This is a genomic window from Pseudomonas sp. TE50-2 (genome assembly GCF_040813665.1).
Classification (GTDB): domain Bacteria; phylum Pseudomonadota; class Gammaproteobacteria; order Pseudomonadales; family Pseudomonadaceae; genus Aquipseudomonas; species Aquipseudomonas soli.
This window is the reverse complement of the sequence record NZ_JBFNXN010000001.1, coordinates 5307739-5333887: the sequence shown is the minus strand read 5'-3', so window position 1 is coordinate 5333887 and position 26149 is coordinate 5307739. Positions and strand designations below refer to the sequence as shown.

Here is a 26149-nt window from a genome sequence, read left to right as displayed (position 1 = left end):
CACTCTGCTCACACCGTGAGCGCTGCGCCTCCCTGGTGTTGAACCCCGCTGCTCCTGCCGTTGTCCCCCCTTCCCATGTCAGCCCGCCCCCCCGCGATCCATTAGCGTTCCGAGCATTTCCGACTGGCTAAAGCAGGATGCTTACCAATGCTCTTCAGCGAACTCATGGCAGCGCTTTCCACCCGTGCGATCCGACTCCAGCGCGAGGAGGCCGACCTGATCGTCGAGGGCGATGACGACACCCTCGATGACGCGCTGTGGGACGCATTGGCGGCGCACAAGCCAGCGCTGCTGGAGATGCTCGCGGGCCTGGAGGATGGCTGGCTGAGCCCGGCGCTGCGCATCACCCCCGACATGCTGCCCCTGGCCGGGCTCGACCAGGCCGCCATCGACCGCATCGTCGCCACGCTGCCCGGGGGCGCGGCGAATCTGCAGGACATCTACCCGCTGGCGCCGCTGCAGGAGGGCATGCTCTACCACCACCTCACGGCCGCCGAGGGCGACCCCTATGTGCTGCAGGCCCAGCTGCGCTTCGCCAGCCCGGCGCACCTGCAGGCGTTCGCCGAGGCGCTCGACTGGGTGATCCAGCGCCATGACATCCTGCGCACGGCACTGGCCTGGGAATACCTGGACCAGCCGCTGCAGGTGGTGTGGCGCAAGGCGCCGCTGGCGTGCGAGGCAGTCGGGAGCCTGGACGGTGACGAGCCGCTGGAGCAACTGCGCGCCCGTTTCGACTCGCGTCATTACCGCATGGACCTGGCCCAGGCCCCCTTGCTGCGCCTGGTACATGGCCAGGATCGCGATGGCCGGGTGCTGGGCCTGCTGCTGTTCCACCACACGGTCATGGACCACACCGGCCTGGACATCGTGCGCCGCGAGATCCAAGCCTATCTCGCAGGCGATGGCGAGCGGCTGCCAGCCCCGGTGCCGTTCCGTGACCTGCTGGCCAGGAGCCGACAGGCCCAGGACGAACAGGCCCATGAAGCATTCTTCGACGCCATGCTGGCCGATATCGACGCACCGACCCTGGCTTTCGGCGTCCAGGAGGTGGCCGGCCAAGCCATGGAGGAAGCCCGGGTAACCCTGGCGCCCGACCTCAGCCAACGTCTGCGCGCCCAGGCCCGGTCGCTCGGGGTCAGCCCGGCCAGCATCATGCACCTGGGGCTGGCGCGCCTGCTGGGCGCGTGGTCCGGGCGCGAGTCGGTGGTGTTCGGGAGCGTGCTGCTGGGGCGCATGGCGGTGGGCGAGGGCGGCGAACACGCCCTCGGGATGTTCATCAATACCTTGCCGCTGCGGGTCGACCTGCAGGGGCAGGGTGTGCGGGATGCACTGTTGCTGACCCACCGCCAGTTGACCGCGCTGCTCGGCCACGAACAGGCGCCACTGGCCCTGGCCCAGCGTTGCAGCGGTGTGGTGGCGCCGATGCCGTTGTTCAACAGCATGCTCAACTATCGCCATAGCGCGGCGGGTGACGCCGCCGCGGTGATCGCGGTGGCGCCGGGCATCGATGTGGTCGGCACCGAGGAGCGTACCAACTACCCCCTGAACCTGGCGGTCGACGATCTGGGTGACGATCTGCGCCTGACGGTCCAGGCCCTTGCCGAATGGGGCGCCGAGCGGCTGTGCGGACAACTGCGACAGGTGTTCGAGGGGCTGGTGGAGGCGCTCGAGCGCGCCCCCGACCTGCCCGTGCTGGCGCTGCCGGTGCTGACGCCCGAGGAGCGCCATCAACTGCTGACTGGCTGCAACACCACGGCCGCCGAACACGACCTCGACCAGCCGCTGCACGCGTTGTTCGAGCGCCAGGCGCTGCTGCATCCACAAGCGGTGGCCATCGAGGCGGAAGGTGAACAGCTGACCTATCGGCAGCTCAACGAACAGGCCAACCGCCTGGCCCACCACCTGATCGCCCTGGGTGTGCGCCCCGACGACCGGGTGGCGATCTGCGTCGAGCGTGGCCCGTCGATGGTGGTCGGCCTGCTGGCCATCCTCAAGGCCGGTGGCGCCTATGTGCCAGTGGACCCGAGCTACCCGGCCGAGCGCATCCGCCACATGCTCGTCGACAGCGCGCCACTGGCAGTGCTGGTGCATGCCGCCACCCGCGAGGTGCCGGGCGCGCTGGACGTGCCGCAGATAGACCTCGACCAGGCGGGCTGGGAAAGCCTGCCGGCGACCGACCCACGGGTGGCCGGGTTGACCTCGCGCCACCTCGCCTATGTGATCTACACCTCCGGCTCCACCGGGCTGCCCAAGGGCGTGATGGTCGAGCACCGCAGCGTGGTCAACCTGGTGCACTGGAGCGCCGGGCTGTGCCCCGCGAAGGTGGACGGCGCGGTGCTGCACAAGACCCCGATCAGTTTCGACGCCTCGGTGTGGGAGCTGTTCTGGCCGCTGGGCAGCGGCCTGCGCCTGGTGCTGGCGCGGCCGGACGGCCAGCGTGACGCGGACTATGTGGCGCGGCGGATCATCGAGTCCAGGGTCAGCGTGGTGCAGTTCGTGCCGGCGCTGTTGCAGCAGTTCCTCGAACAGGCGCGCAGCGCGCAGTGCGGCAGCCTCACCGACATCGTCTGCGGCGGTGGCGAGCTGACCGAAGCCCTGGTGCGCCAGGTGCGCGAGCGCCTGCCGCAAGTGCGCCTGCACAACGTCTACGGTCCCACCGAAACCACGGTCGATTGCAGCGTCTGCACCCTGGAGCCCGATCAGCCCGTGCCGGACGGCGCGCTGCCGATCGGCCGGCCAATCGACAACACCCGCCTGTACGTACTGGACGGCGCGGACCAGCCGCTGCCGTGGGGCGTGGCCGGGCACCTGCACATCGGTGGCGTGGGGGTAGCGCGTGGCTACCTGGGCTTGGCCGGGCAACAGGCCGAACGCTTCATCGACAGCCCGTTCGTGCGCGGCGAGCGCCTGTACCGCAGCGGTGACCTGGTGCGCCAGCGCGCTGACGGTTCGTTGCAGTTCCTCGGCCGCAACGATCACCAGGTCAAGCTGCGCGGCCTGCGTATCGAACCGGGTGAGATCGAAGCCTGCCTGAACCGCGTGGACGGCGTGCGCGAGGCGCTGGTGCTGGTCCACGAACACCCGCACAGCGGCCAGCGCCTGGTGGCCTACCACACTGGCCAGGATCACGCCGCGCAGTACCTGCGCGAGCGTCTGCTGGAGCAATTGCCGGAGTACATGGTGCCGGCACTGTTCATCCACCTCGATGGCATGCCGCTGACGCCCAACGGCAAGGTCGACCGCAAGGCCCTGCCGACCCCCGAAGCGCCAGTGCGCCAGTACCAGGCGCCCCAGGGCCCGATCGAGACCGCCCTGGCGGCGATCTGGGCGGACCTGCTGGGCGTCGAGGCGGTGGGGCGTGAGGACAACTTCTTCGAGCTGGGCGGCCATTCGCTGCTGGCGGTGCGCCTGCTCGAGCGCATGCGCAAGGCCGGACTGGATGCCGACGTGTGTGTGCTGTTTGCTCAGCCGACCCTGGCCGCGCTGGCGGCGGCGGTGGGTTCCGGGCGTGAAGTCGAGGTGCCAGCCAATCGTGTCCCAAGCGATGCGATGCATATCACGCCAGACATGCTCAGCCTGATCGAACTGGACCAGGCCAGTATTGATCGTATCGTCGCCAGCGTGCCGGGTGGCGCCGCCAACGTGCAGGAAATCTACCCGCTGGCGCCGTTGCAGCAAGGCATCCTGTACCACTACCTGAGTGCCGAACAGGGCGATCCGTACCTGATGCAGTCGGGGCTGGCCTTCGACAGCCTCGAGCGCCTGCAGAGCTGGATCGAGGTCCTGCAGCAGGTCATCGACCGCCACGACATCCTGCGCACCTCGGTGGTGTGGGAGGGGCTGGACGAGCCGGTGCAGGTCGTGTGGCGCCAGGCGCGTCTGACGGTCAGCGAAGTCACCGGCCTGGACCAGGACGCGGTGACCGAGCGACTTCTGGCCCGGTTCGATGCCCGTCAGCAGCGCCTGGACCTGACCCAGGCGCCCTTGCTACGCCTGGTCTATGCCGAGGATCCCCGCCATGGCGAGTGGGTGGCCTTGCTGCAGTTCCACCATCTGACCCTCGACCACGCCGCCATGGCCGTGGTCGGTGAGGAAATGCAGGCGTTGCTGGAAGGGCGTGGCGCCACGTTGCCGGCCGCGGTGCCTTATCGCAACTATGTCGCCCAGGTCTGCCTCGGTGACGATCAGGCCCGCCACGAGGCGTTCTTCCGCGCGCAACTGGGTGATGTCGACGAGCCGACCCTGCCGTATGGCCTGGTCGATGTGCAGGGCGACGGTGGACGGGTCGAGCATGCCGAGCTGATGCTGCCACGCGCCCTGGCCCATGGCCTGCGTGAGCAGGCCCGGCAGCGCGGGGTCAGTGCCGCGAGCCTGATGCACCTGGCCTGGGCCCGTGTGGTTGGCGTGCTGGCCGGTCGTCACGACGTGGTGTTCGGCACCGTGCTGATGGGCCGCCTGCAGGGCGGCGAGGGCGCCGACCGAGCGCTGGGCATGTTCATCAACACCCTGCCTTTACGGGTGGACACTGCGTTGCCAGTGGACCAGGCGCTGCGTGTCACCCATCAACGCCTGTCGGCCTTGCTCGGCCACGAGCACGCGCCCCTGGCCCTGGCCCAGCGTTGCAGCGGGGTGGCGGCCTCGGCGCCGTTGTTCAGCGCCTTGCTCAACTACCGCCCCAGCACCAAAGGTTTCGTCCATGAGGGCCAGGGCATCTGGGAGGGTGTGCGCCTGTTCGGTGGCAAGGAAAGCAGCAGCTACCCGCTGACCTTGAGCGTCGACGACCTGGGCGAGGACTTTGCCTTGAGCGTACTGACCGCCGAGGGGGTGCCGGCGGTGCAGGTCGGCGGCTGGATGGTCAATACCCTGGAGCAACTGGTGCGGGCGCTGGAGCAGTCCCCCGGGCAACTGCTGCAAGGTCTGCCGATGCTGGACGACGAGGCCTCGCGGCAGGTGTTGGTGAACTTCAACGCCACAGCTGTGACCTATCCGCAAGGTCAGACCGTGCACGCGCTGGTCGAGGCCCAGGCGCCCGAGGCGCTGGCCGTGGTGCAAGGCGAGGAGAGCCTGAGCCATGGCGAGCTGAACCAGCGCGCCAATCGCCTGGCCCATTACCTGATCAAGCGTGGCGTGGTGCTGGGCGACCGTGTCGCGCTGTGCCTGCCGCGCGGTCCGCAGCGGCTGGTGGCGATGCTGGCCGTGCTCAAGGCCGGTGCGGCCTATGTGCCGGTCGATCCGGGTTATCCGGCGGAGCGCATTGCCTATCTGCTCAGTGACAGTGCGCCGGCGTTGGTGCTGGTCGAATCGGCTACCGAAGCGTTGGTGGATGATGTAACCAAGGTCAGGGTGGATGGCGATGACTGGCTCGACCACCAAGCCAGTAATCCCGTCGTCGCCGGGCTGGACGCCAATCAGCTGGCCTATGTGATCTATACCTCCGGGTCCACCGGTCAGCCCAAAGGGGTGATGGTCGAGCACCGCACCCTGGCCAACCTGGTCCACTGGCATTGCCAGGCTTTCGAGTTGGGCGAGGGCAGTCACACCTCCAGCGTCGCCGGTTTCGGCTTCGACGCCATGGCCTGGGAGGCCTGGCCGGCGCTGTGCGCCGGGGCGGTGCTGCACCTGCCGCCGGTGCAGATCGGCGGCGAGCACGTGGACGAACTGCTCGACTGGTGGCTGGAGCAGCCACTGCAGGTCAGCTTCCTGCCAACGCCGGTCGCCGAGCAGGCACTGCGCCGCGAACGCCAGCACCCGACCCTGCGCACGTTGCTGGTCGGTGGCGATCGCCTGCGCCAGTTCGAGCGTGATCCGGGCTTCGCACTGGTCAACAACTATGGCCCGACCGAGACCACCGTGGTGGCGACATCCGGTCAGTTGCAACCGGGCGGCGCGCTGCATATCGGCAAGCCGACCGCCAATACCCGTGTCTATGTGCTGGATGAGCAGCGCCAGCCGGTACCGGTCGGCGTGACCGGCGAGCTGTACATCGGTGGCGCACAGGTGGCACGCGGTTACTTCAACCGCCCCGACCTCACCGCCGAGCGCTTCCTCGACGATCCGTTCAACGGTGGGCGGATGTACCGCACAGGCGACCTGGTGCGCTGGAACGCCGACGGCACCCTGGACTACCAGGGGCGCAACGACGACCAGGTGAAGATCCGTGGCGTGCGGGTCGAGCTGGGCGAGATCGAGGCCGCGCTCAAGGCCCAGCCGGGCATCGCCGATGCCGTGGTGCTGGTACGTAACGAGCGTCTGCTGGCCTGGTTCATCGAAGCCGCCGAGGTCGATCTCGACACCTTGCGCCAAGGGTTGCAAGCCAGCCTTCCGGGGCACTTGGTACCGCAGGCCTTCGTCCGCCTGGTCGAGCTGCCGCTGACCAGCCACGGCAAGCTGGACCGCAAGGCCTTGCCGGAACCAGCCATGCTCCCCGGTCAGGCCTATGCCATGCCGGAAGGCCCGGTGGAAACCACCATCGCCGCACTCTGGGCCGAGGTACTGGGCGTTGCGCAGGTTGGTCGCCACGACAACTTCTTCGAGCTCGGCGGTCACTCGCTGCTGGCCGTTAGCCTCACCGCGCGCCTGCGCCAGGCCGGCCTGCAGACCGACGTGCGCACCCTGTTCGGCCAGCCGACGGTAGCGGCGCTGGCGGCGACCCTGGGCCAGGGCCGGCAGGTCGAGGTTCCGGCCAACCGGATCCCGGCCGGCTGCACCCAGATCACCCCGGACATGCTGCCACTGGTGGATCTTGAACCGGCTGCCATCGAGCGCATCGTCGCCACGGTGCCGGGTGGCGCGGCCAACGTGCAGGATATCTACCCGTTGGCGCCGTTGCAGGAGGGCATCCTCTACCACCACCTCAGCTCGCCGGAGCACGACCCTTATGTGCTGCAGTCGCGCATGGCCTTCGACAGCCTGTCGCGACTCGAAGCCTTCGCCGGTGCGCTGCGCCAAGCCATTGCACGCCACGACGTGCTGCGTACCGCCGTGCTCTGGGAGGGCCTGGCGCAACCGCTGCAGGTGGTCTGGCGCGAGGCGCCGCTGCTGGTTGCGCCGCTTGAAGGGCAGAACCTGCAACGCCTGGACCTGAGCCAGGCACCGCTGATCCGCCTGCTGTACAGCGCCGATGCCGACAGCCAGCGGGTCGAGGCATTGTTGCAGTTCCACCATATCGTCCTCGACCACACCGCACTGGAGATCATCGGCGCGGAACTGCTGGGCTACCTGCAGGGTAGCGCAGCGCCGGTGCAGGCTCCGGTGCCGTACCGCAACTACGTGGCCCAGGCGCGACTGGGCGTCAGCCAGGCCGAGCACGAGGCGTTCTTCCGCGAGCAACTGGGTGATATCGACGAGCCGACGCTGCCCTATGGCCTGAACGATGTGCTGGGCGACGGCCAGGCCATCGAGGAAGCCCAACTATGGCTGGACCAGACCCTGGCCGCGCGCCTGCGGCAACAGGCGCGGCAGTTGGGCACCAGCCCGGCCAGCCTGTTCCATCTGGCCTTCGCCCGCCTGCTGGCTGCCGTCAGCGGCACCGACCGGGTGGTGTTCGGTACGGTGCTGCTCGGTCGCCTGGAGGGCGGTGAGGGAGCTGACCAGGCCCTGGGCATGTTCATCAACACCTTGCCGCTGCGCCTGGATCTTGCCGACATCGACCTGCACGAGGCGGTGCGCCAGACCCAGCAGCGCCTGAACGCCTTGCTCGCCCACGAGCATGCCTCGCTGGCGTTGGCCCAGCGTTGCAGTGGCGTGCCGGCCCCGGCGCCGCTGTTCAGCGCCATGCTCAACTACCGCCACGGCCAGGCGGCGAGCGAAGCCCGGCGCCTGGAGTGGCAGGGCATCGAGTTCCTCGATGGCCAGGAACGCAGCAACTACCCGCTGAGCCTGAGCGTGGACGACATGGGCGAAGGCTTCCGTCTGGTGGCAATGACCCCGGCGAGCGTCGGCGCACAACGGGTCTGTGGGCAATTGCGGCATGTGTTGCAGGCCATGGTCGAAGGCCTCGAGGCACAGCCACGACTGGCGCTGCTGGAGGTGCCAGTATTGCCGGCCGAGGAGCGTGAGCATCTGTTGCAGGCCTGCAACGCGACAGCCCAGGCCAACGATCGCGAACAGCCTATCCAGTCGTTGTTCGAGCGGCAGGTGGCGCAGGATCCCGAGGCGATTGCCGTGCAGGCGGACGACGGACAACTGAGCTATCGCCAGCTCAATGCCGAGGCCAACCGCCTGGCCCATCACCTGATCGCGCTGGGCGTGCAGCCCGACGACCGGGTGGCGATCTGTGTCGAGCGCGGCCTGTCGCTGGTGGTCGGCCTGCTGGCCATTCTCAAGGCCGGTGGCGCCTATGTGCCGCTCGACCCGGACTACCCGGCCGAGCGTATCGGCCACATGCTCGCCGACAGCCAGCCACGGGCATTGCTGGTACAACAGGCCACCCGTGCGTTGGTCGGCGAGGCGGTGTTGCCGCAGGTCGACCTCGACCAGCCGTGCTGGAGCGACCAGCCGGCCAGCGACCCACGGGTCCCTGGCCTGGGCGGCGCGCACCTGGCCTATGTGATCTACACCTCCGGCTCTACTAGCGTGCCCAAGGGCGTGATGGTCGAGCACCGCAACGTGGTCAACCTGGTGCACTGGAGCGCTGGGCTGTTCCCAAGCGAAGGCGCGGTGCTGCACAAGACCCCGGTGAGCTTCGACGCCTCGGTGTGGGAGCTGTTCTGGCCGCTGTGCAGCGGACTGCGCCTGGTGCTGGCGCGCCCGGATGGTCAGCGCGACCCGCAGTACCTGGCCGAGCTGATTGAGCGGCAACAAGTCGGCGTCGTGCAGTTCGTGCCGGCCTTGCTGCAGCAGTTCCTCGACGAGGACGCCAGCGCCGCCTGCGCCAGCCTCACCGATATCGTCAGCGGTGGCGGTGAGCTGACCGAGGCCCTGGCCCGCCAGGTGCGCGAGCGCCTGCCACAGGTACGGTTGCACAACGTCTACGGCCCCACCGAAACCACGGTCGACTGCAGCGTCTTCACGCTGGAACCCGGACAACCGATTCCGCCTGGCGCCTTGCCGATTGGTCGACCCATCGACAACACCCGCCTGTACGTGCTCGATGCCCACGACCAGCCGGTACCCTGGGGCGTCGCCGGCCAGCTGCATATCGGTGGCGCCGGAGTGACGCGCGGCTACCTGGGGTTACCGGAGCAACAGGCCGAACGCTTCATCACCAGCCCGTTCGTCGAAGGCGAGCGCCTGTACCGCAGCGGCGATCGGGTGCGCCAGGCCGCCGACGGCAGCCTGACGTTCCTTGGCCGTACCGACCATCAGATCAAACTGCGCGGCCTGCGCATCGAGCCGGGTGAGATCGAGGCCTGCCTTAATTGCGTGGCTGGCGTGCGCGAGGCTCTGGTGCTGGTCAACCGGCATCCCCACGGCGGCGATCGCCTGGTCGCTTACCACCGCGGCGAGCCGCAGCCGGCCGATGTGTTGCGTCAAGCGCTGCTGACGCGGTTGCCCGAGTACATGGTGCCGGCGCTGTTCATTCATCTCGACAACTGGCCGCTGACCCCCAACGGCAAGCTCGATCGCCAGGCGTTGCCGCTGCCGGATATGCAGGCGCGCCAGTACGAGGCGCCCGAAGGCGAGACCGAAGCGCTGCTGGCCGAAATTTGGTCGCAGTTGTTGGGTGTGGAGCGGGTAGGGCGGCACGACAACTTCTTCGAGCTGGGCGGTCATTCGCTGCTGGCCGTGACCCTGACTGCACGCCTGCGCCAGGCAGGGCTGCAAGTGGATGTGCGCACCTTGTTCGGCCAGCCGAGCGTGGCCGCGCTGGCCGCCACCTTGGGCCAGGGCGGCGCGGTGGTGGTGCCGGCCAACCGGATCCCGGCGGGCTGCACCCATATCACCCCGGACATGCTGCCGTTGCTAGAGCTGGAACCGGCCGCCATCGAGCGCATCGTCGCCACGGTGCCGGGCGGCGCGGCCAATGTGCAGGACATCTACCCCCTGGCACCGCTGCAGGAGGGCATCCTCTATCTGCACCTCAGCGCCGTGGACGCCGACCCCTACGCCCTGCGGACCCGGCTGCGCTTCGACAGCCCGGCGCGCCTGCGGGTGTTCGCCCAGGCCCTGCAACAGGTCATCGCCCGCCATGACATCCTGCGCACCGCGGTGCTCTGGGACGGCCTGCCGCAGCCGGTGCAGGTGGTCTGGCGCCAGGCGCCGCTGCAATTGGCGCCTCTCGATGACGCCCACCTGGCACGCCTGGACCTTGGCCAGGCGCCGCTGATCCGCCTGCTGCACCGTAGCGAGCCGGGCAGTCAGCGAGTCGAGGCGGTGCTGCAGTTCCACCATATCGTGCTCGATCATATCGCCATGCAGGTGGTGCATGCGGAGCTGCGTGGCTACCTGCTGGGCCAGACCGAGCCGCTGCCGGCCTCGGTGCCGTACCGCAATTACGTGGCGCAGGCGCGCCTGGGTGTCAGCGAGGCTGAGCACGAGGCGTTCTTCCGCGCCCGGCTGGGCGACATCGACGAACCGAGCCTGCCGTTCGGCCTGCGCGAGGTGCAGGGCGAAGGCCAGCCTCTCGACGAGGCCGAGGTGGAGTTCGACGGCGCCCGCTATGGCCGCCTGCGCGACCAGGCCCGCCAGCTGGGGGTGAGCACCGCGAGCCTGGTACACCTGGCCTGGGCGCGCCTGCTGGCGGTGGCCTGCGGCAAGGACCGCGTGGTGTTCGGCACCGTGCTGCTGGGCCGCCTGCAGGGCGGCGAGGGCAGCGAGCGGGCGCTGGGCATGTTCATCAACACCCTGCCGCTGCGGGTCGAGCTGGATGGGCTGGGCGTGCGCGACGGCGTGCTGGCCACCCACCGCGAGCTGTCGGCGCTGCTGGTTCACGAGCACGCCTCGCTGGCCCTGGCCCAGCGCTGCAGCCAGGTGGCCGCGCCGCTGCCGCTGTTCAGCGCGATGCTCAACTACCGGCAGAGCAGCCGCGCCGCTCTGCAACAACAGGCCTGGGAGGGGATCGAGACCCTGGGTAACGAAGGGCGCAGCAACTATCCGCTGAACCTGAACGTCGATGATTTCGGTGATGGCCTGCGCCTGGGCGTGCAGGTGTCGGCCCAGGTGGGTGCGCAGCGGATCTGCGCGCAGATGCTGCAGGTGCTTGATGGCCTGCTGCTGGCGCTCGAACAGCATCCGCAGCAGCCACTGAACCGCTTGCCGGTGCTTTCGGTCGAAGAACGCCACCAGCTGTTGCACGACTTCAACCGTACGGCGCAGCCCCACGATCTGACCCAGACCCTCCAGGAGCTGTTCGAGGCTCAAGTCCTGCGTGCGCCTGAGGCGGTTGCGCTCAGTGCCGAGCAAGGTGAACTCAGCTATGAGCAGCTCAATGCCGAGGCCAACCGCCTGGCCCATCACCTGATTGCGCTGGGGGTAAGACCGGACGATCGGGTGGCGATCTGTGTCGAGCGCGGCCTGCCACTGGTGGTCGGCCTGCTGGCGATCCTCAAGGCTGGTGGCGCCTATGTGCCGCTCGACCCGGATTATCCGGCCGAGCGGATCCGCCACATGCTGGTCGACAGCCAGCCACGGGCGCTGCTGGTGCAACAAAGCACCCGGACGCTGGTTGGCGAGGCGGCGGTGCCGCTGGTCAACCTCGACCAGGCGGATTGGACCCGTCAGCCAAGCCACAACCCGAAAGTACTGGGCCTGACCGCCGCCAACCTGGCCTATGTGATCTACACCTCCGGCTCCACCGGCCTGCCCAAGGGGGTGATGGTCGAGCATGGCAACGTGGTCAACCTGGTGCACTGGAGCGCCGGGCTGTTCCCGAGCGAAGGCGCGGTGCTGCACAAGACCCCGGTGAGCTTCGACGCCTCGGTGTGGGAGCTGTTCTGGCCGCTGTGCAGCGGACTGCGCCTGGTGCTGGCCAAGCCGGACGGTCAGCGCGACCCGCAATACCTGGCCGAGCTGATCGAGCGGCAACAGGTCGGCGTGGTGCAGTTCGTGCCGGCCTTGTTGCAGCAGTTCCTCGAGCACGCCGGCAGTGCCGCCTGCGCCAGCCTCACCGATATCGTCTGCGGTGGCGGTGAGCTGACCGAGGCCCTGGTCCGTCAGGTCCGCGAGCGCCTGCCACGGGTACGGTTGCACAACGTCTACGGTCCTACTGAAACCACGGTCGATTGCAGCGTCTGCACCTTGCACCCGCAGGATCCGTTGACGCCGGGCGCACTACCGATTGGTCGACCCATCGACAACACCCACCTGTACGTGCTGGACGGCCACGACCAGCCCGTGCCATTGGGAGTCGCCGGCCAACTGCATATCGGCGGCGCCGGGGTGACCCGTGGCTATCTGGGCCTGCCGGAACAACAGGCCGAGCGTTTCATTGCCAGCCCGTTCGTTGACGGTGAGCGTCTGTACCGCAGTGGCGACTTGGTGCGCCAGCGCCCTGACGGCAGCCTCGAGTTCCTCGGGCGCACCGACCACCAGATCAAGCTGCGTGGCCTGCGTATCGAACCGGGCGAGATCGAGGCTTGCCTTACCCGGGTTGCCGGGGTACGCGAAGCCGTGGTGCTGGTGCACGACACCCAGCCGGCCGGCCCGCGCCTGGTGGCCTACGTCACCGGCGATGCGCCGCCTGCCGAGGCCCTACGCGAGGCGCTGCTGGGGCAATTGCCCGAGTACATGGTGCCGGCGCTGTTCATGGCGCTCGATGCCTTGCCGCTGACCCCCAACGGCAAGCTGGACCGCAAGGCGCTGCCGCAGCCGGATGTGCAGGCGCGCCAATACGAGGCGCCCGAAGGCGAAACCGAGCTGCTGCTGGCCGAGATCTGGTCTCAGCTGCTGGGCGTGGAGCGGGTAGGGCGGCACGACAACTTCTTCGAGCTGGGCGGCCACTCGCTGCTGGCCGTGACCCTGACTGCGCGCCTGCGCCAGGCGGGCCTCGCGGCGGATGTGCGGGTGCTGTTCGGCCAGCCGAGCCTGGCCGCGCTGGCGGCGGCGGTGGGCGGTGAAGTGACGCCGGAGGTACCGGTAAACCGTATCCCGGCGGGCTGCACGCGCATCACCACCGACATGCTGCCGCTGGCAAGGCTGGAACAGGCCGCGCTCGACAGCCTGGTGCAGCGGATCCCTGGCGGCGCGGCCAATATCCAGGACCTGTACGCCCTCGCACCGTTGCAGCAGGGCATTCTCTACCATCACCTGGCCAGCGCCGAGGTCGATCCTTATGTGCTGCAACTGGGCTTCGCCTTCGCCGGCCAGGCCGAGCTGGATGCCTTCGTCGTGGCGCTGAACCAGGTCATCGCCCGCCACGACATCCTGCGCACCAGCGTGCACTGGCAGGGGCTCGACGAAGCGGTGCAGGTGGTCTGGCGTGAAGCGCGCCTGGACATCCAGCCGGCGCTGGACAACGTGCGCCTGGACCTGGGCCGCGCTCCGCTGATGCACCTGAGCAGTCACGTGGAGCAAGGGCGCTTGCAGGCGACCCTGCTGCTGCACCATATCCTCCTCGACCACGCCGCCATGGAACTGCTGGTGGCCGAAGTCGGCGATGTGCTGCTGGGGCGCATGCCCGAGGGCGACAGCGTGCCGTACCGCAACTATGTGGCCCAGGCGTGGCTGCGCGGCAATCCACAGGCCGACGAGGCGATGTTCCGCGATCTGCTCGGCGATATCGACGAGCCAACCGAAGTGTTCGGCCTGCGCGAGGCGTTGGGTGACGGCAGCCACGTGCTTGACCACCGTACACGCTTGGACGAAGCGTTGGCCTTGCGCCTGCGTCAGCAGGCACGGGCGCTGGGGATCAGCGTCGCCAGCCTGGTGCACCAGGCCTGGGGCCAGGTGCTGGCACAGTTGACCGGGCGCGAGGAGGTGGTATTCGGCACCGTGCTGCTCGGTCGCCTGCAGGGCGGCGAAGGTGCCGAACGGGCGCTGGGCATGTTCATCAACACCCTGCCGTTGCGGGTCAGCGTGGGCGACATGGATGTGGTCGAAGGCGTGCGCCTGACCCATCAGCGTCTGGCGCGGCTGCTGGCTCACGAGCAGGCGTCCCTGGCCCTGGCCCAGCGCTGCAGTGGCGTACCGGCTTCCCAGGCGCTGTTCACCAGCCTGTTGAACTACCGCCACAGTGCAGCCACCGGCGCCGAGCGGGCGCAGGCCTGGCAGGGCATCGAATTGCTGGTCGCCCATGAGCGCAGCAACTACCCGCTGGTGGTCAGCGTCGACGATCTGGGTGACGGTTTCGCCCTGACCGTCCAGGCGGTGCCGCAAGTGGATGGGGTATTGGTCTGTCAGTTGCTGCAGACGGCCCTGGCACGGTTGGCCGATACGCTGGCGGACACGCCGACGGCGCCGTTGAACCGTATCAACGCCTTGCCAGACGCGGAACGCAAGCGCGTGTTGCTGCAGTTCAACGCTACCCAGCGCAACTATCCCCGTGACCTGCCGGTGCATGCACTGTTCGAAGCGCAGGCCAAGGCCAGCCCGGATGCGCTGGCGGTGACCCATGGTACGCGGCGCTGGAGTTACCAGTCCCTCGACCGGCAGGCCAATCGGCTGGCCGGGTATCTGCTGGAACTGGGCGTGCGCGCCGGTGATCGCGTGGCCTTGCTGCTGCCACGCTCCTTTGACCTGCTGGCGGCCCAACTGGCGGTGAACAAGTGCGCGGCAGTGTTCGTGCCGCTCGACGGCAATGCCCCGGTCGAGCGCCAGGGGTTCATGGTCGGCGACAGCGGGGCGGCGCTGCTGCTGACCCACAGCGACCAGCCAGAAGTCGCGGGGGCGCGCCGGGTCGAACTCGACCGGCTCGACCTGAGCGACTATGCCGATGCGCCGCTAGGGCTGGCGGTGGACGCCGCCAGTGCGGCGTACATCATGTACACCTCTGGCTCCACCGGTACGCCGAAGGGCGTGCAGGTGCCGCACCGGGCCATCGTGCGCCTGGTGATCAACAACGGTTTTGCCGACTTCAATAGCCAGGACCGCGTGGCGTTCGCTTCCAACCCGGCGTTCGACGCCAGCACCCTTGAAGTCTGGGCGCCGCTGCTCAACGGTGGCGCGGTAGTTGTGATCGAGCAGAACACGGTCCTGTCGCGTCAGGGGCTGCGCGAAGTGCTGCTGGAACAGGGCGTCACCGTGCTGTGGCTGACTGCCGGCCTTTTCCACCAGTTCGCCGACGACCTGCTGCCAGCGTTCCGTGGCCTGCGTTACCTGATGGTCGGTGGCGACGTGCTGGACCCGGCAGTGATCGCCCGGGTGCTGCGCGATGGCGCGCCGCAACACCTGCTCAATGGCTACGGCCCGACCGAGGCCACCACCTTCAGCACCACCCACGAAATCACTGCGGTGGGCGAGGGCAGCATCCCGATCGGCAAACCGATCGGCAACAGCCGCTGCTACGTGCTCGATGCCCGTCAGCAACTGCTGCCGGTGGGGGCGGTGGGCGAGTTGTACATCGCCGGCGACGGCGTGGCCCTGGGTTACCTGGGCCAGCCGGAGCTGACGGCCGAGCGCTTCCTGCCGGATCCGTTCAACGGCGGTTCAATGTACCGCAGCGGCGACCTGGTCAGCTGGCAGGCCGACGGTTCCCTGCGTTACCTGGGCCGCGCGGACCAGCAAATCAAGCTGCGTGGCTTCCGTATCGAACTGGGCGAGATCGAGGCGCGCCTGGGCGAATGCCCGGGTGTGCGTGACGCCGCCGTGATCGTGCGTGAGGACGTGCCGGGGGACAAACGCCTGGTGGCTTACTTCACCGGTGACGTTGCGGCCATCGGCGAACTGCACGAGCGCCTGCAAGGCGTGCTGCCGGACTACATGCTGCCGTCGGCTTATGTGCGACTTGAAGCCTTGCCATTGACCGCCAACGGCAAACTCGACCGCCGTGCGCTGCCGCAGCCGGGCAGCGAGGCCGTGGTCAGCCGCGTCTTCGAGGCGCCGGAGGGCGAGGTGGAGACGGCACTGGCCGCGATCTGGGCCGATGTGCTCAAGGTTGAGCAGGTCGGTCGCCACGACCACTTCTTCGAACTGGGCGGCCACTCGCTGCTGGCGGTGAGCCTGGTCGAGCGCATGCGCAAGGCCGGCCTGGCTGCCGATGTGCGCGTGCTGTTCGCCCAGCCGACTCTGGCCGCGCTGGCGGCGGCGGTGGGCTCTGGACGAGAGGTGGCCGTACCCGAGAACCGTGTCCCACACGATGCGACCCGGATCACGCCAGAGATGCTCAGCCTGATTGATCTCGACCAGGCCAGCATCGACCGCATCGTCGCCAGCGTGCCGGGTGGCGCCGCCAACGTGCAGGAGATCTACCCGTTGGCGCCATTGCAGGAAGGCATTCTCTACCATCACCTCAGTGCCGAGCAGGGTGACCCGTACCTGCTGCAGACCCGCCTGGCCTTTGACAGCCTGGATCGGTTGCAGGCCTGTGCCGAGGCCCTGCAACAGGTCATCGACCGCCACGACATCCTGCGTACCTCGGTGGTCTGGGAGGGACTGGGAGAGCCAGTGCAAGTGGTCTGGCGCCAGGCGCGCCTGGCCGTCAGCGAAGTCACCGGCCTGGGTGAAGAGGCAGTGATCGAGCGGTTGCACGCGCACTTCGATGCCCGCCTGCAACGCCTGGACCTGACCCAGGCGCCGTTGCTGCGCCTGACCTACGCCATGGACCCTGACAATCGAAGGGTGGTGGCTATCCTGCACTTCCATCACTTGGCCCTGGACCACACGGCGATGGAGGTGATCGTCCATGAACTGCAGGCGATCCTGTCCGGTCGCCAGCACCTGTTGAGCGCACCCGTGCCGTACCGCACCTACGTGGCCCAGGTGCGCCTGGGCGCCGCCGAGGCGGGGCACGAGGCATTCTTCCGTGACATGCTCGGCGATGTCGAGGAGCCGACCCTGCCCATGGGCCTGGCCGATGTGCAGGGTGACGGGCGTGATATCGAGGAGGCGCGCCTGCCGCTGGATCTGGTCTTGTCGCGGAGGGTGCGCGAGCAGGCGCGGACGCTCGGGGTCAGCGCCGCGAGCCTGATGCACCTGGCCTGGGCCCGCGTGGTCGGCGTGCTGGCGGGGCGTCACGACGTGGTGTTCGGCACCGTGCTGATGGGCCGCCTGCAAGGCGGCGAGGGCGCCGACCGGGCGTTGGGGGTGTTCATCAACACCTTGCCGTTGCGTATCGACACCGCCAGGGGCACCCGCGATGCGGTGCAGGCCACCCACCAACGGCTGTCGGCGCTGCTTGGCCACGAGCATGCGTCGCTGGCGTTGGCTCAACGTTGCAGCGGCGTGGCGGCCTCGGCGCCGCTGTTCAGCGCCTTGCTCAACTACCGCCATAGCCCGACGGACAGGGACGATGTGGATGCCGCCAGCTTCCAGGGCATGCATCAGCTGGGCGGTGAAGAGCGCAGCAACTACCCGCTGACCCTGAGCGTGGACGACCACGGCGAAGGCTTCAGCCTGAGCGTGCTGGCTCAGCTGGGGATCGGTGCCGAACGGGTCGCAGGTTGGATGACCTCTGCCGTTAGCCAGCTGATCCAGGCATTGGAGCAAGGTGGCGCGGCGCAGGTTGACATGCTGCCCATCCTCGTCGGTACTCAGCGACGCGAGGTGCTCGAAAGTTTCAATGCCACGGCCGTGAGCTACCCGCAAGGGCACACCATGCACGCGCTGGTCGAAGCCCAGACGCCTGAAGCACTGGCCGTTGTACAGGGCGAGGAAGGCCTGAGCTATGGCGAGTTGAACCAGCGCGCCAATCGCCTGGCTCATTACCTGATCGAGCGTGGCGTGATGCTGGGCGACCGCGTGGCGTTGTGCCTGGAGCGGGGCTCGCAACGGCTGGTGGCGATGCTGGCGGTGCTCAAGGCCGGCGCGGCCTATGTGCCGGTCGATCCGGGCTATCCGGCGGAGCGGATTGCCTACCTGCTCGGTGACAGTGCGCCGACGTTGGTGCTGGTCGAATCGGCTACCGAAGCGTTGGTGGGTGATGTAACCAAGGTCATGGTGGATGGCGATGACTGGCTCGACCACCAAGCCAGTAATCCCGTCGTCGCCGGGCTGGACCAGAATCAACTGGCTTATGTTATCTACACCTCCGGCTCCACCGGCCAGCCCAAGGGGGTAATGGTCGAGCACCGCACCCTGGCCAACCTGGTCCACTGGCATTGCCAGGCCTTCGACCTGGGCGCCGGGAGCCACACCTCCAGCGTCGCCGGCTTCGGCTTCGACGCCATGGCCTGGGAGGCCTGGCCGGCGCTGTGCGCCGGGGCGGTGCTGCACCTGCCGCCGGCGCAGATTGGCGGCGAGCACGTGGACGAACTGCTCGACTGGTGGCTGGAGCAGCCGCTGCAGGTCAGCTTCCTGCCGACGCCGGTCGCCGAGCAGGCGCTGCGCCGCGAACGCCAGCACCCGACCCTGCGCACGCTGCTGGTGGGTGGCGATCGCCTGCGCCAGTTCGAGCGTGATCCGGGCTTCGTGCTGGTCAACAACTACGGCCCGACCGAGACCACCGTGGTGGCGACGTCGGGGCAACTGCAACCGGGCGGCGCGCTGCATATCGGCAAGCCGACCGCCAACACCCATGTCTATGTGCTGGATGAGCAGCGCCAGCCGGTACCGGTCGGCGTGACCGGCGAGCTGTACATCGGTGGCGCCCAGGTCGCCCGTGGCTACTTCAACCGCCCCGACCTCACCGCCGAGCGCTTCCTCGACGATCCGTTCAGCGGCGGCCGGATGTACCGCACCGGTGACCTGGTGCGCTGGAACGCCGATGGCACGCTGGACTACCAGGGCCGCAACGACGACCAGGTGAAGATCCGTGGCGTACGGGTCGAATTGGGTGAGATCGAAGCCGCGCTGAAGGCCCAGCCGGGTATTTCGGATGCCGTGGTGCTGGTACGTAACGAACGTCTGCTGGCGTGGTTCACCGAAACCGCCGAGGTCGATCTCGACGCCTTGCGCCAAGGGTTGCAAGCCAGCCTTCCGGGGCACTTGGTACCGCAGGCCTTCGTCCGCCTGGACGAGCTGCCGCTGACCAGCCACGGCAAGCTGGACCGCAAGGCACTGCCGGACCCTGATCCCTCGGCCCTGGCACGCCAGGTCTATGTCGCGCCAAGCGGCGCGACAGAGGAGGCGATGGCCGCGATCTGGGCCGAAGTGCTGGGTATCGAGCAGGTTGGTCGTCACGACAACTTCTTCGAACTCGGCGGCCACTCGTTGCTGGCGGTGAGCTTGACCGCGCGCCTGCGCCAAGCCGGCCTGCAGGCCGACGTACGCACGCTGTTCGGCCAGCCGACGGTGGCGGCGCTGGCGGCGACTCTGGGCCATGGCCGTCAGGTCGAGGTCCCGGCCAACCGGATCCCGGCCGGCTGCACCCGGATCACCCCGGACATGCTGCCACTGGTGGATCTGGACCCGGCCGCCATCGAGCGCATCGTCGCCACGGTGCCGGGCGGCGCGCCCAACGTGCAGGATATCTACCCGCTGGCGCCGTTGCAGGAGGGTATCCTCTACCACCACCTCAGCTCGCCGGAGCACGACCCCTACGTGCTGGCTTCGCGCATGGCGTTCGCCAGCCAAGAACGCCTGCACGCCTTCGTCGATGCCCTGGGCAAGGTGATCGTCCGCCACGACGTGCTGCGCACCTCGGTGCTGTGGGACGGCCTGCCGCAGGCTGTGCAGGTGGTCTGGCGCCAGGCCGCTCTGGCGGTGTTCGAGGTGGCGGATGAAGCGGCGGTGCCTCACGCCCTGGCCCTGGACCAGGCGCCGCTGGTGCGCCTGTACCACTGGCCGGACCCGCAAGGTCCGGGTTTGCTGGCCGCGTTGCAATTCCACCATATCGTCCTCGACCATACCGCCCTGGATGTGCTCGGTCGGGAACTGGTCGGTTACCTGCAGGGCGCAGCGATGCCCGCCGGGCAGGGCGCGCCGTACCGCAACTACGTGGCCCAGGCGCGCCTGGGCGTCAGCCAGGCCGAGCACGAAACGTTCTTCCGCGAGCAACTGGGTGATATCGACGAGCCGACCTTGCCCTACGGGCTGGGCGACGTGCAGGTCGATGGCCAGGGTATCGAGGAGGCCCAGCTGTGGCTGGACGAGACCCTGTGCGCAGACCTGCGGCAACAGGCCCGGCAGTTGGGCGTCAGCGTCGCCAGCCTGTTCCACCTGGCCTACGCCCGTCTATTGGCCGCCACCAGCGGCCGCGACAGCGTGGTGTTCGGCACCGTGCTGCTGGGCCGGCTGGAAGCTGGCGAGGGCGCCGAACAGGCCTTGGGCATGTTCATCAACACCCTGCCGCTGCGCCTGGACCTGCAGGCCGCGACCCTGCAGGAGGCGGTGCATCAGACCCAGCAGCGCCTCAGCGCCTTGCTCGCCCACGAGCATGCCTCGCTGGCACTGGCCCAGCGCTGCAGCGGCGTACCGGCGCCGGCGCCGCTGTTCAGCGCCATGCTCAACTACCGCCACGGCGGCCAGGTCGACGAGGCCCAGCGCCTGGCGCTGCAGGGTATCGAGACCCTGCAGAGCAACGAGCGCAGCAACTATCCGCTGAGCCTGAGCGTGGATGACGTCGGTGCAAGCTTCCGTCTGGTGGCCCTGGCACCGGCGGCGGTCGGTGCCGCACGGGTCTGCGGGCAACTGCGGCAGGTGCTGCAAGTCATGGCCGAAGCGCTGGCGCGCGAGCCACGCCAGGCGTTGCTGCAACTGCCGGTGCTTTCGGTCGAGGAACGCCGTCAGCTGGTGCACGACTGCAACCGTACGGCGCAGCCCCACGACCTGACCCAGACCCTCCAGGCGCTGTTCGAGGCCCAGGCCCTGCGTACGCCCGAGGCCGTGGCCATCTGCGCGGAGCAGGGTGAGCTGAGTTATGCCCAGCTCAATGCCGAGGCCAACCACCTGGCCCATCACCTGATCGCGCTGGGCGTGCAGCCCGACGATCGGGTGGCGATCTGTGTCGAGCGCGGTCTGCCGCTGGTGGTCGGTTTGCTGGCCATTCTCAAGGCCGGTGGCGCCTATGTACCGCTCGACCCGGACTATCCGGCCGAGCGCCTCGGCCACATGCTCGCCGACAGCCAGCCGCGGGCGTTGCTGGTGCAACAGGCCACTCGGGCCCTGGTGGGGTCGTCGGCGACGTTGGTCGACCTCGATCAGCCGACTTGGGGCGACCTGCCGGACAGCAATCCGCAGGTGCCTGGCCTGACCTCGGAGCACCTGGCCTATGTGATCTACACCTCCGGCTCCACCGGCCTGCCCAAGGGGGTGATGGTCGAGCACCGCAACGTGGTCAACCTGGTGCACTGGAGCGCTGGGCTGTTCCCGAGCGAAGGCGCGGTGCTGCACAAGACCCCGGTGAGCTTCGACGCCTCGGTGTGGGAGCTTTTCTGGCCCCTGTGCAGCGGGTTGCGCCTGGTGCTGGCGCGCCCGGATGGCCAGCGCGATCCGCAATACCTGGCCGAGCTGATCGAGCGGCAACAGGTCGGCATAGTGCAGTTCGTGCCGGCCTTGCTGCAGCAGTTCCTCGACGAGGACACCAGCGCCGCCTGCGCCAGCCTTACCGACATCGTCTGCGGCGGTGGTGAGCTCACCGAAGCCCTGGCCCGCCAGGTACGCGAGCGCTTGCCGCAGGTGCGCCTGCACAACGTCTATGGCCCCACCGAGACCACGGTCGACTGCAGCGTCTGGACCCTGGAAGCGGGGGATTCGCTGCCGGCGGGCTCATTGCCGATCGGACGGCCGATCGACAACACCCGCCTGTACGTCCTCGACGCCCATGACCAGCCCGTGCCGTTCGGCGTTGCCGGGCAGTTGCACATCGGCGGGGCCGGGGTGACCCGGGGCTACCTGGGCTTGCCGGAACAACAGGCCGAGCGTTTCATCGCCAGCTCGTTCGTTGACGGTGAGCGCCTGTACCGCAGTGGCGACTTGGTGCGCCAGCGTCCTGACGGCAGCCTCGAGTTCCTTGGCCGCACCGACCACCAGATCAAGCTGCGCGGCCTGCGTATCGAGCCGGGCGAGATCGAGGCTTGCCTCACCCGGGTTACCGGGATACGCGAAGCCGTGGTGCTGGTGCACGACGCCCAGCCGACCGGCCCGCGCCTGGTGGCCTACGTCACTGGCGATGCGCCGCCTGCCGAGGCCCTGCGCGAGGCGCTGCTGGGGCAATTGCCCGAGTACATGGTGCCGGCGTTGTTCATGGCGCTCGACAACTGGCCGCTGACCCCCAACGGCAAGCTGGACCGCAAGGCGCTGCCGCAGCCGGATGTGCAGGCACGCCACTATGAGGCGCCGCAGGGCGACACCGAACAGCTGCTGGCCGAGATCTGGTCGCAGTTGTTGGGCGTGGAGCGGGTAGGGCGGCACGACAACTTCTTCGAGCTGGGCGGCCACTCGCTGCTGGCCGTGACCCTGACTGCGCGCCTGCGCCAGGCAGGCCTGCAAGTGGATGTGCGCACCCTGTTCGGCCAGCCGAGCGTGGCCGCGCTGGCGGCCACCTTGGGCCAGGGCGGCGCGGTGGCGGTGCCGGCCAACCGGATCCCGGCGGGCTGCACCCATATCACCCCGGACATGCTGCCGTTGCTAGAGCTGGAACCGGCCGCCATCGAGCGCATCGTCGCCATGGTGCCGGGCGGCGCGGCCAATGTGCAGGACATCTACCCCCTGGCGCCGCTGCAGGAGGGCATCCTCTATCTGCACCTCAGCGCCGTGGACGCCGACCCCTACGCCCTGCGGACCCGGCTGCGCTTCGACAGCCCGGCGCGCCTGCGGGTGTTCGCCCAGGCCCTGCAACAGGTCATCGCCCGCCATGACATCCTGCGCACCGCGGTGCTCTGGGACGGCCTGCCGCAGCCGGTGCAGGTGGTCTGGCGCCAGGCGCCGCTGCAATTGGCGCCTCTCGATGACGCCCACCTGGCACGCCTGGACCTTGGCCAGGCGCCGCTGATCCGCCTGCTGCACCGTAGCGAGCCGGGCAGTCAGCGAGTCGAGGCGGTGCTGCAGTTCCACCATATCGTGCTCGATCATATCGCCATGCAGGTGGTGCATGCGGAGCTGCGTGGCTACCTGCTGGGCCAGACCGAGCCGCTGCCGGCCTCGGTGCCGTACCGCAATTACGTGGCGCAGGCGCGCCTGGGTGTCAGCGAGGCTGAGCACGAGGCGTTCTTCCGCGCCCGGCTGGGCGACATCGACGAACCGAGCCTGCCGTTCGGCCTGCGCGAGGTGCAGGGCGAAGGCCAGCCTCTCGACGAGGCCGAGGTGGAGTTCGACGGCGCCCGCTATGGCCGCCTGCGCGACCAGGCCCGCCAGCTGGGGGTGAGCACCGCGAGCCTGGTACACCTGGCCTGGGCGCGCCTGCTGGCGGTGGCCTGCGGCAAGGACCGCGTGGTGTTCGGCACCGTGCTGCTGGGCCGCCTGCAGGGCGGCGAGGGCAGCGAGCGGGCACTGGGCATGTTCATCAACACCCTGCCGCTGCGGGTCGAGCTGGACGGGCTGGGCGTGCGCGACGGCGTGTTGGCCACCCACCGCGAGCTGTCGGCGCTACTGGTTCACGAGCACGCCTCGCTGGCCCTGGCCCAGCGCTGCAGCCAGGTGGCCGCGCCGCTACCGCTGTTCAGCGCGATGCTCAACTATCGGCAGAGCAGCCGTACTGCGCCGCAGTCACAGGCCTGGGAGGGGATCGAGACCCTGGGCGGCGAAGGGCGCAGCAACTATCCGCTGAGCCTGAACGTCGATGATTTCGGCGATGGCCTGCGCCTGGGCGTGCAGGTGTCGGCCCAGGTGGGGGCGCAGCGGATCTGCGCGCAGATGTTGCAGGTGCTCGACGGCCTGCTGCTGGCGCTAGAACAGCATCCGCAGCAGCCGTTGAATCGCTTGCCGGTGCTGAGTGCCGAGGAGCGGCGCCAAGTGCTGGTCGAATTCAACGAAACACAAGTGGACTACGACCTTGAGCAGACCCTGCACGGGCTGATCGAGGCCCAGGTACGACGCACTCCGGACGCCATGGCCGTAAGGGCCGAGGAAGGCGAGTTGACCTATCGTCAACTCGACGAGCAGGCCAACCGCCTGGCCCATCACCTGATCGCGCTGGGCGTGCGGCCCGACGACCGTGTCGCGATCTGCGTCGAGCGCGGCCTGTCGATGGTGGTCGGCCTGCTGGCGACTCTCAAGGCCGGTGGCGCCTATGTACCGTTGGACCCGGAGTACCCGGCCGAGCGCATCCGCCACATGCTCGATGACAGCGCGCCGCTGGCGGTGCTGGTGCACGGCGCCACCCGTGACTTGCCGCAGTTGGCCGAGGCGCCGCTGGTGGATCTTGACCGACCGACCTGGCAGGCGCAGCCGGCGCAGGCCCCACAGGTATCCGGGCTGACCCCGCGGCACCTGGCCTATGTGATCTACACCTCCGGCTCCACCGGCCTGCCCAAGGGCGTGATGAACGAGCACGCCGGGGTGGTCAATCGCCTGCTGTGGATGCAGGACGCCTATGGGTTGGGCGCAGACGACGTGGTACTGCAGAAAACCCCGTTCAGCTTCGACGTGTCGGTGTGGGAGTTCCTCTGGCCGCTGCAGACCGGAGCGCGCCTGGTGATGGCGCGTCCAGGCGGGCATCGCGATCCCGAGTACCTGCGCGAGATCATCCGTGACGAGCAAGTCAGTACCTTGCACTTCGTGCCGTCGATGCTCGATGTGTTTCTCGCCCATGGTGAAGCCCTGCCGCATCAGCTCAAACGTGTGCTGTGCAGCGGCGAAGCCTTGCCCGGCAGCCTGGTGCGGCGTTTCCACGCACAGTTGCCGACGGTCGAGTTGCACAACCTGTACGGACCGACCGAGGCGGCGGTGGATGTCAGTGCCTGGCACTGCATAACGGCACCGGACAACACTCCGATCGGCAAGCCGATCACCAATACCGCGCTGTACGTGCTGGACGCCCAGGGTCAGCCGGTGCCGGTAGGCGTGGCCGGCGAGCTGTACATCGGTGGCGTGCAGGTGGCGCGCGGCTATCTCAACCGCGAGCAACTGACCGCCGAACGCTTCCTTGATGATCCGTTCGCGCTTGGAGCCGGCGGGCGGATGTACCGCACCGGCGACCTGGCCCGCTACCTGGCCGACGGCAACCTGGAGTACCTGGGTCGCAACGACGACCAGGTGAAGATCCGCGGCCTGCGTATCGAACTGGGTGAGATCCAGGCTTGCCTGACCCGTGTCGAAGGGGTCAAGGAGGCGGTGGTGCTGGCCCGCGAGCAGCGTCTGGTGGCGTACTACACCGGCGCCCTGCAGGCGTCGGACAGCTTGCGCTCGGCGCTGCTGGGCCAGTTGCCGGAGTTCATGGTGCCGGCCTCGTTCACCCACCTCGAGGCGCTGCCGCTTAGCCCCAACGGCAAGCTCGACCGCAAGGCGTTGCCGCAACCGGATGTGCAGGCGCGCCAATACGAGGCGCCCGAAGGCGAAACCGAGCTGCTGCTGGCCGAGATCTGGTCTCAGCTGCTGGGCGTGGAGCGGGTAGGGCGCCACGACAACTTCTTCGAACTGGGCGGCCACTCGCTGCTGGCCGTGACCCTGACTGCGCGCCTGCGCCAGGCGGGCCTGGCGGCGGATGTGCGGGTGCTGTTCGGCCAGCCGAGCCTGGCCGCGCTGGCGGCGGCGGTGGGCGGTGAAGTGACGCCGGAGGTACCGGTAAACCGTATCCCGGCGGGCTGCACGCGCATCACCACCGACATGCTGCCGCTGGCAAGGCTGGAACAGACTGCACTCGACAGTCTGGTGCAGCGGATCCCTGGCGGCGCGGCCAATATCCAGGACTTGTACGCTCTGGCGCCGTTGCAGCAGGGCATTCTCTACCATCACCTGGCCAGCACCGAGGTCGACCCCTATGTGCTGCAACTGGGCTTCGCCTTCGCCGGCCAGGCCGAGCTGGATGCCTTCGTCGCGGCGCTGAACCAGGTCATCGCCCGCCACGACATCTTGCGCACCAGCGTGCACTGGCAGGGGCTCGACGAAGCGGTGCAGGTGGTCTGGCGTGAAGCGCGCCTGGAGATCCAGCCGGCCCTGGACAACGTGCGCCTGGACCTGGGCCGCGCTCCGCTGATGCACCTGAGCAGTCACGTGGAGCAAGGGCGCTTGCAGGCGACCCTGCTGCTGCACCATATCCTCCTCGACCACGCCGCCATGGAGCTGCTGGTGGCCGAGGTCG

General features: G+C 68.6%; 1 protein-coding gene (cut by a window edge). It reads left to right on the top strand.

Going from position 1 to position 26149, the window contains the following annotated elements; all coding sequences use genetic code 11:
• Positions 1-147: 147 nt before the first annotated feature.
• On the top strand, positions 148-26149 hold the 5' portion of the coding sequence (locus tag AAHK21_RS24225; RefSeq protein WP_367858589.1) for a non-ribosomal peptide synthase/polyketide synthase. It continues 8945 nt past the right edge of the window; 26002 of the gene's 34947 nt are visible here — the first part of the coding sequence; its start codon is at positions 148-150; the stop codon falls past the right edge of the window.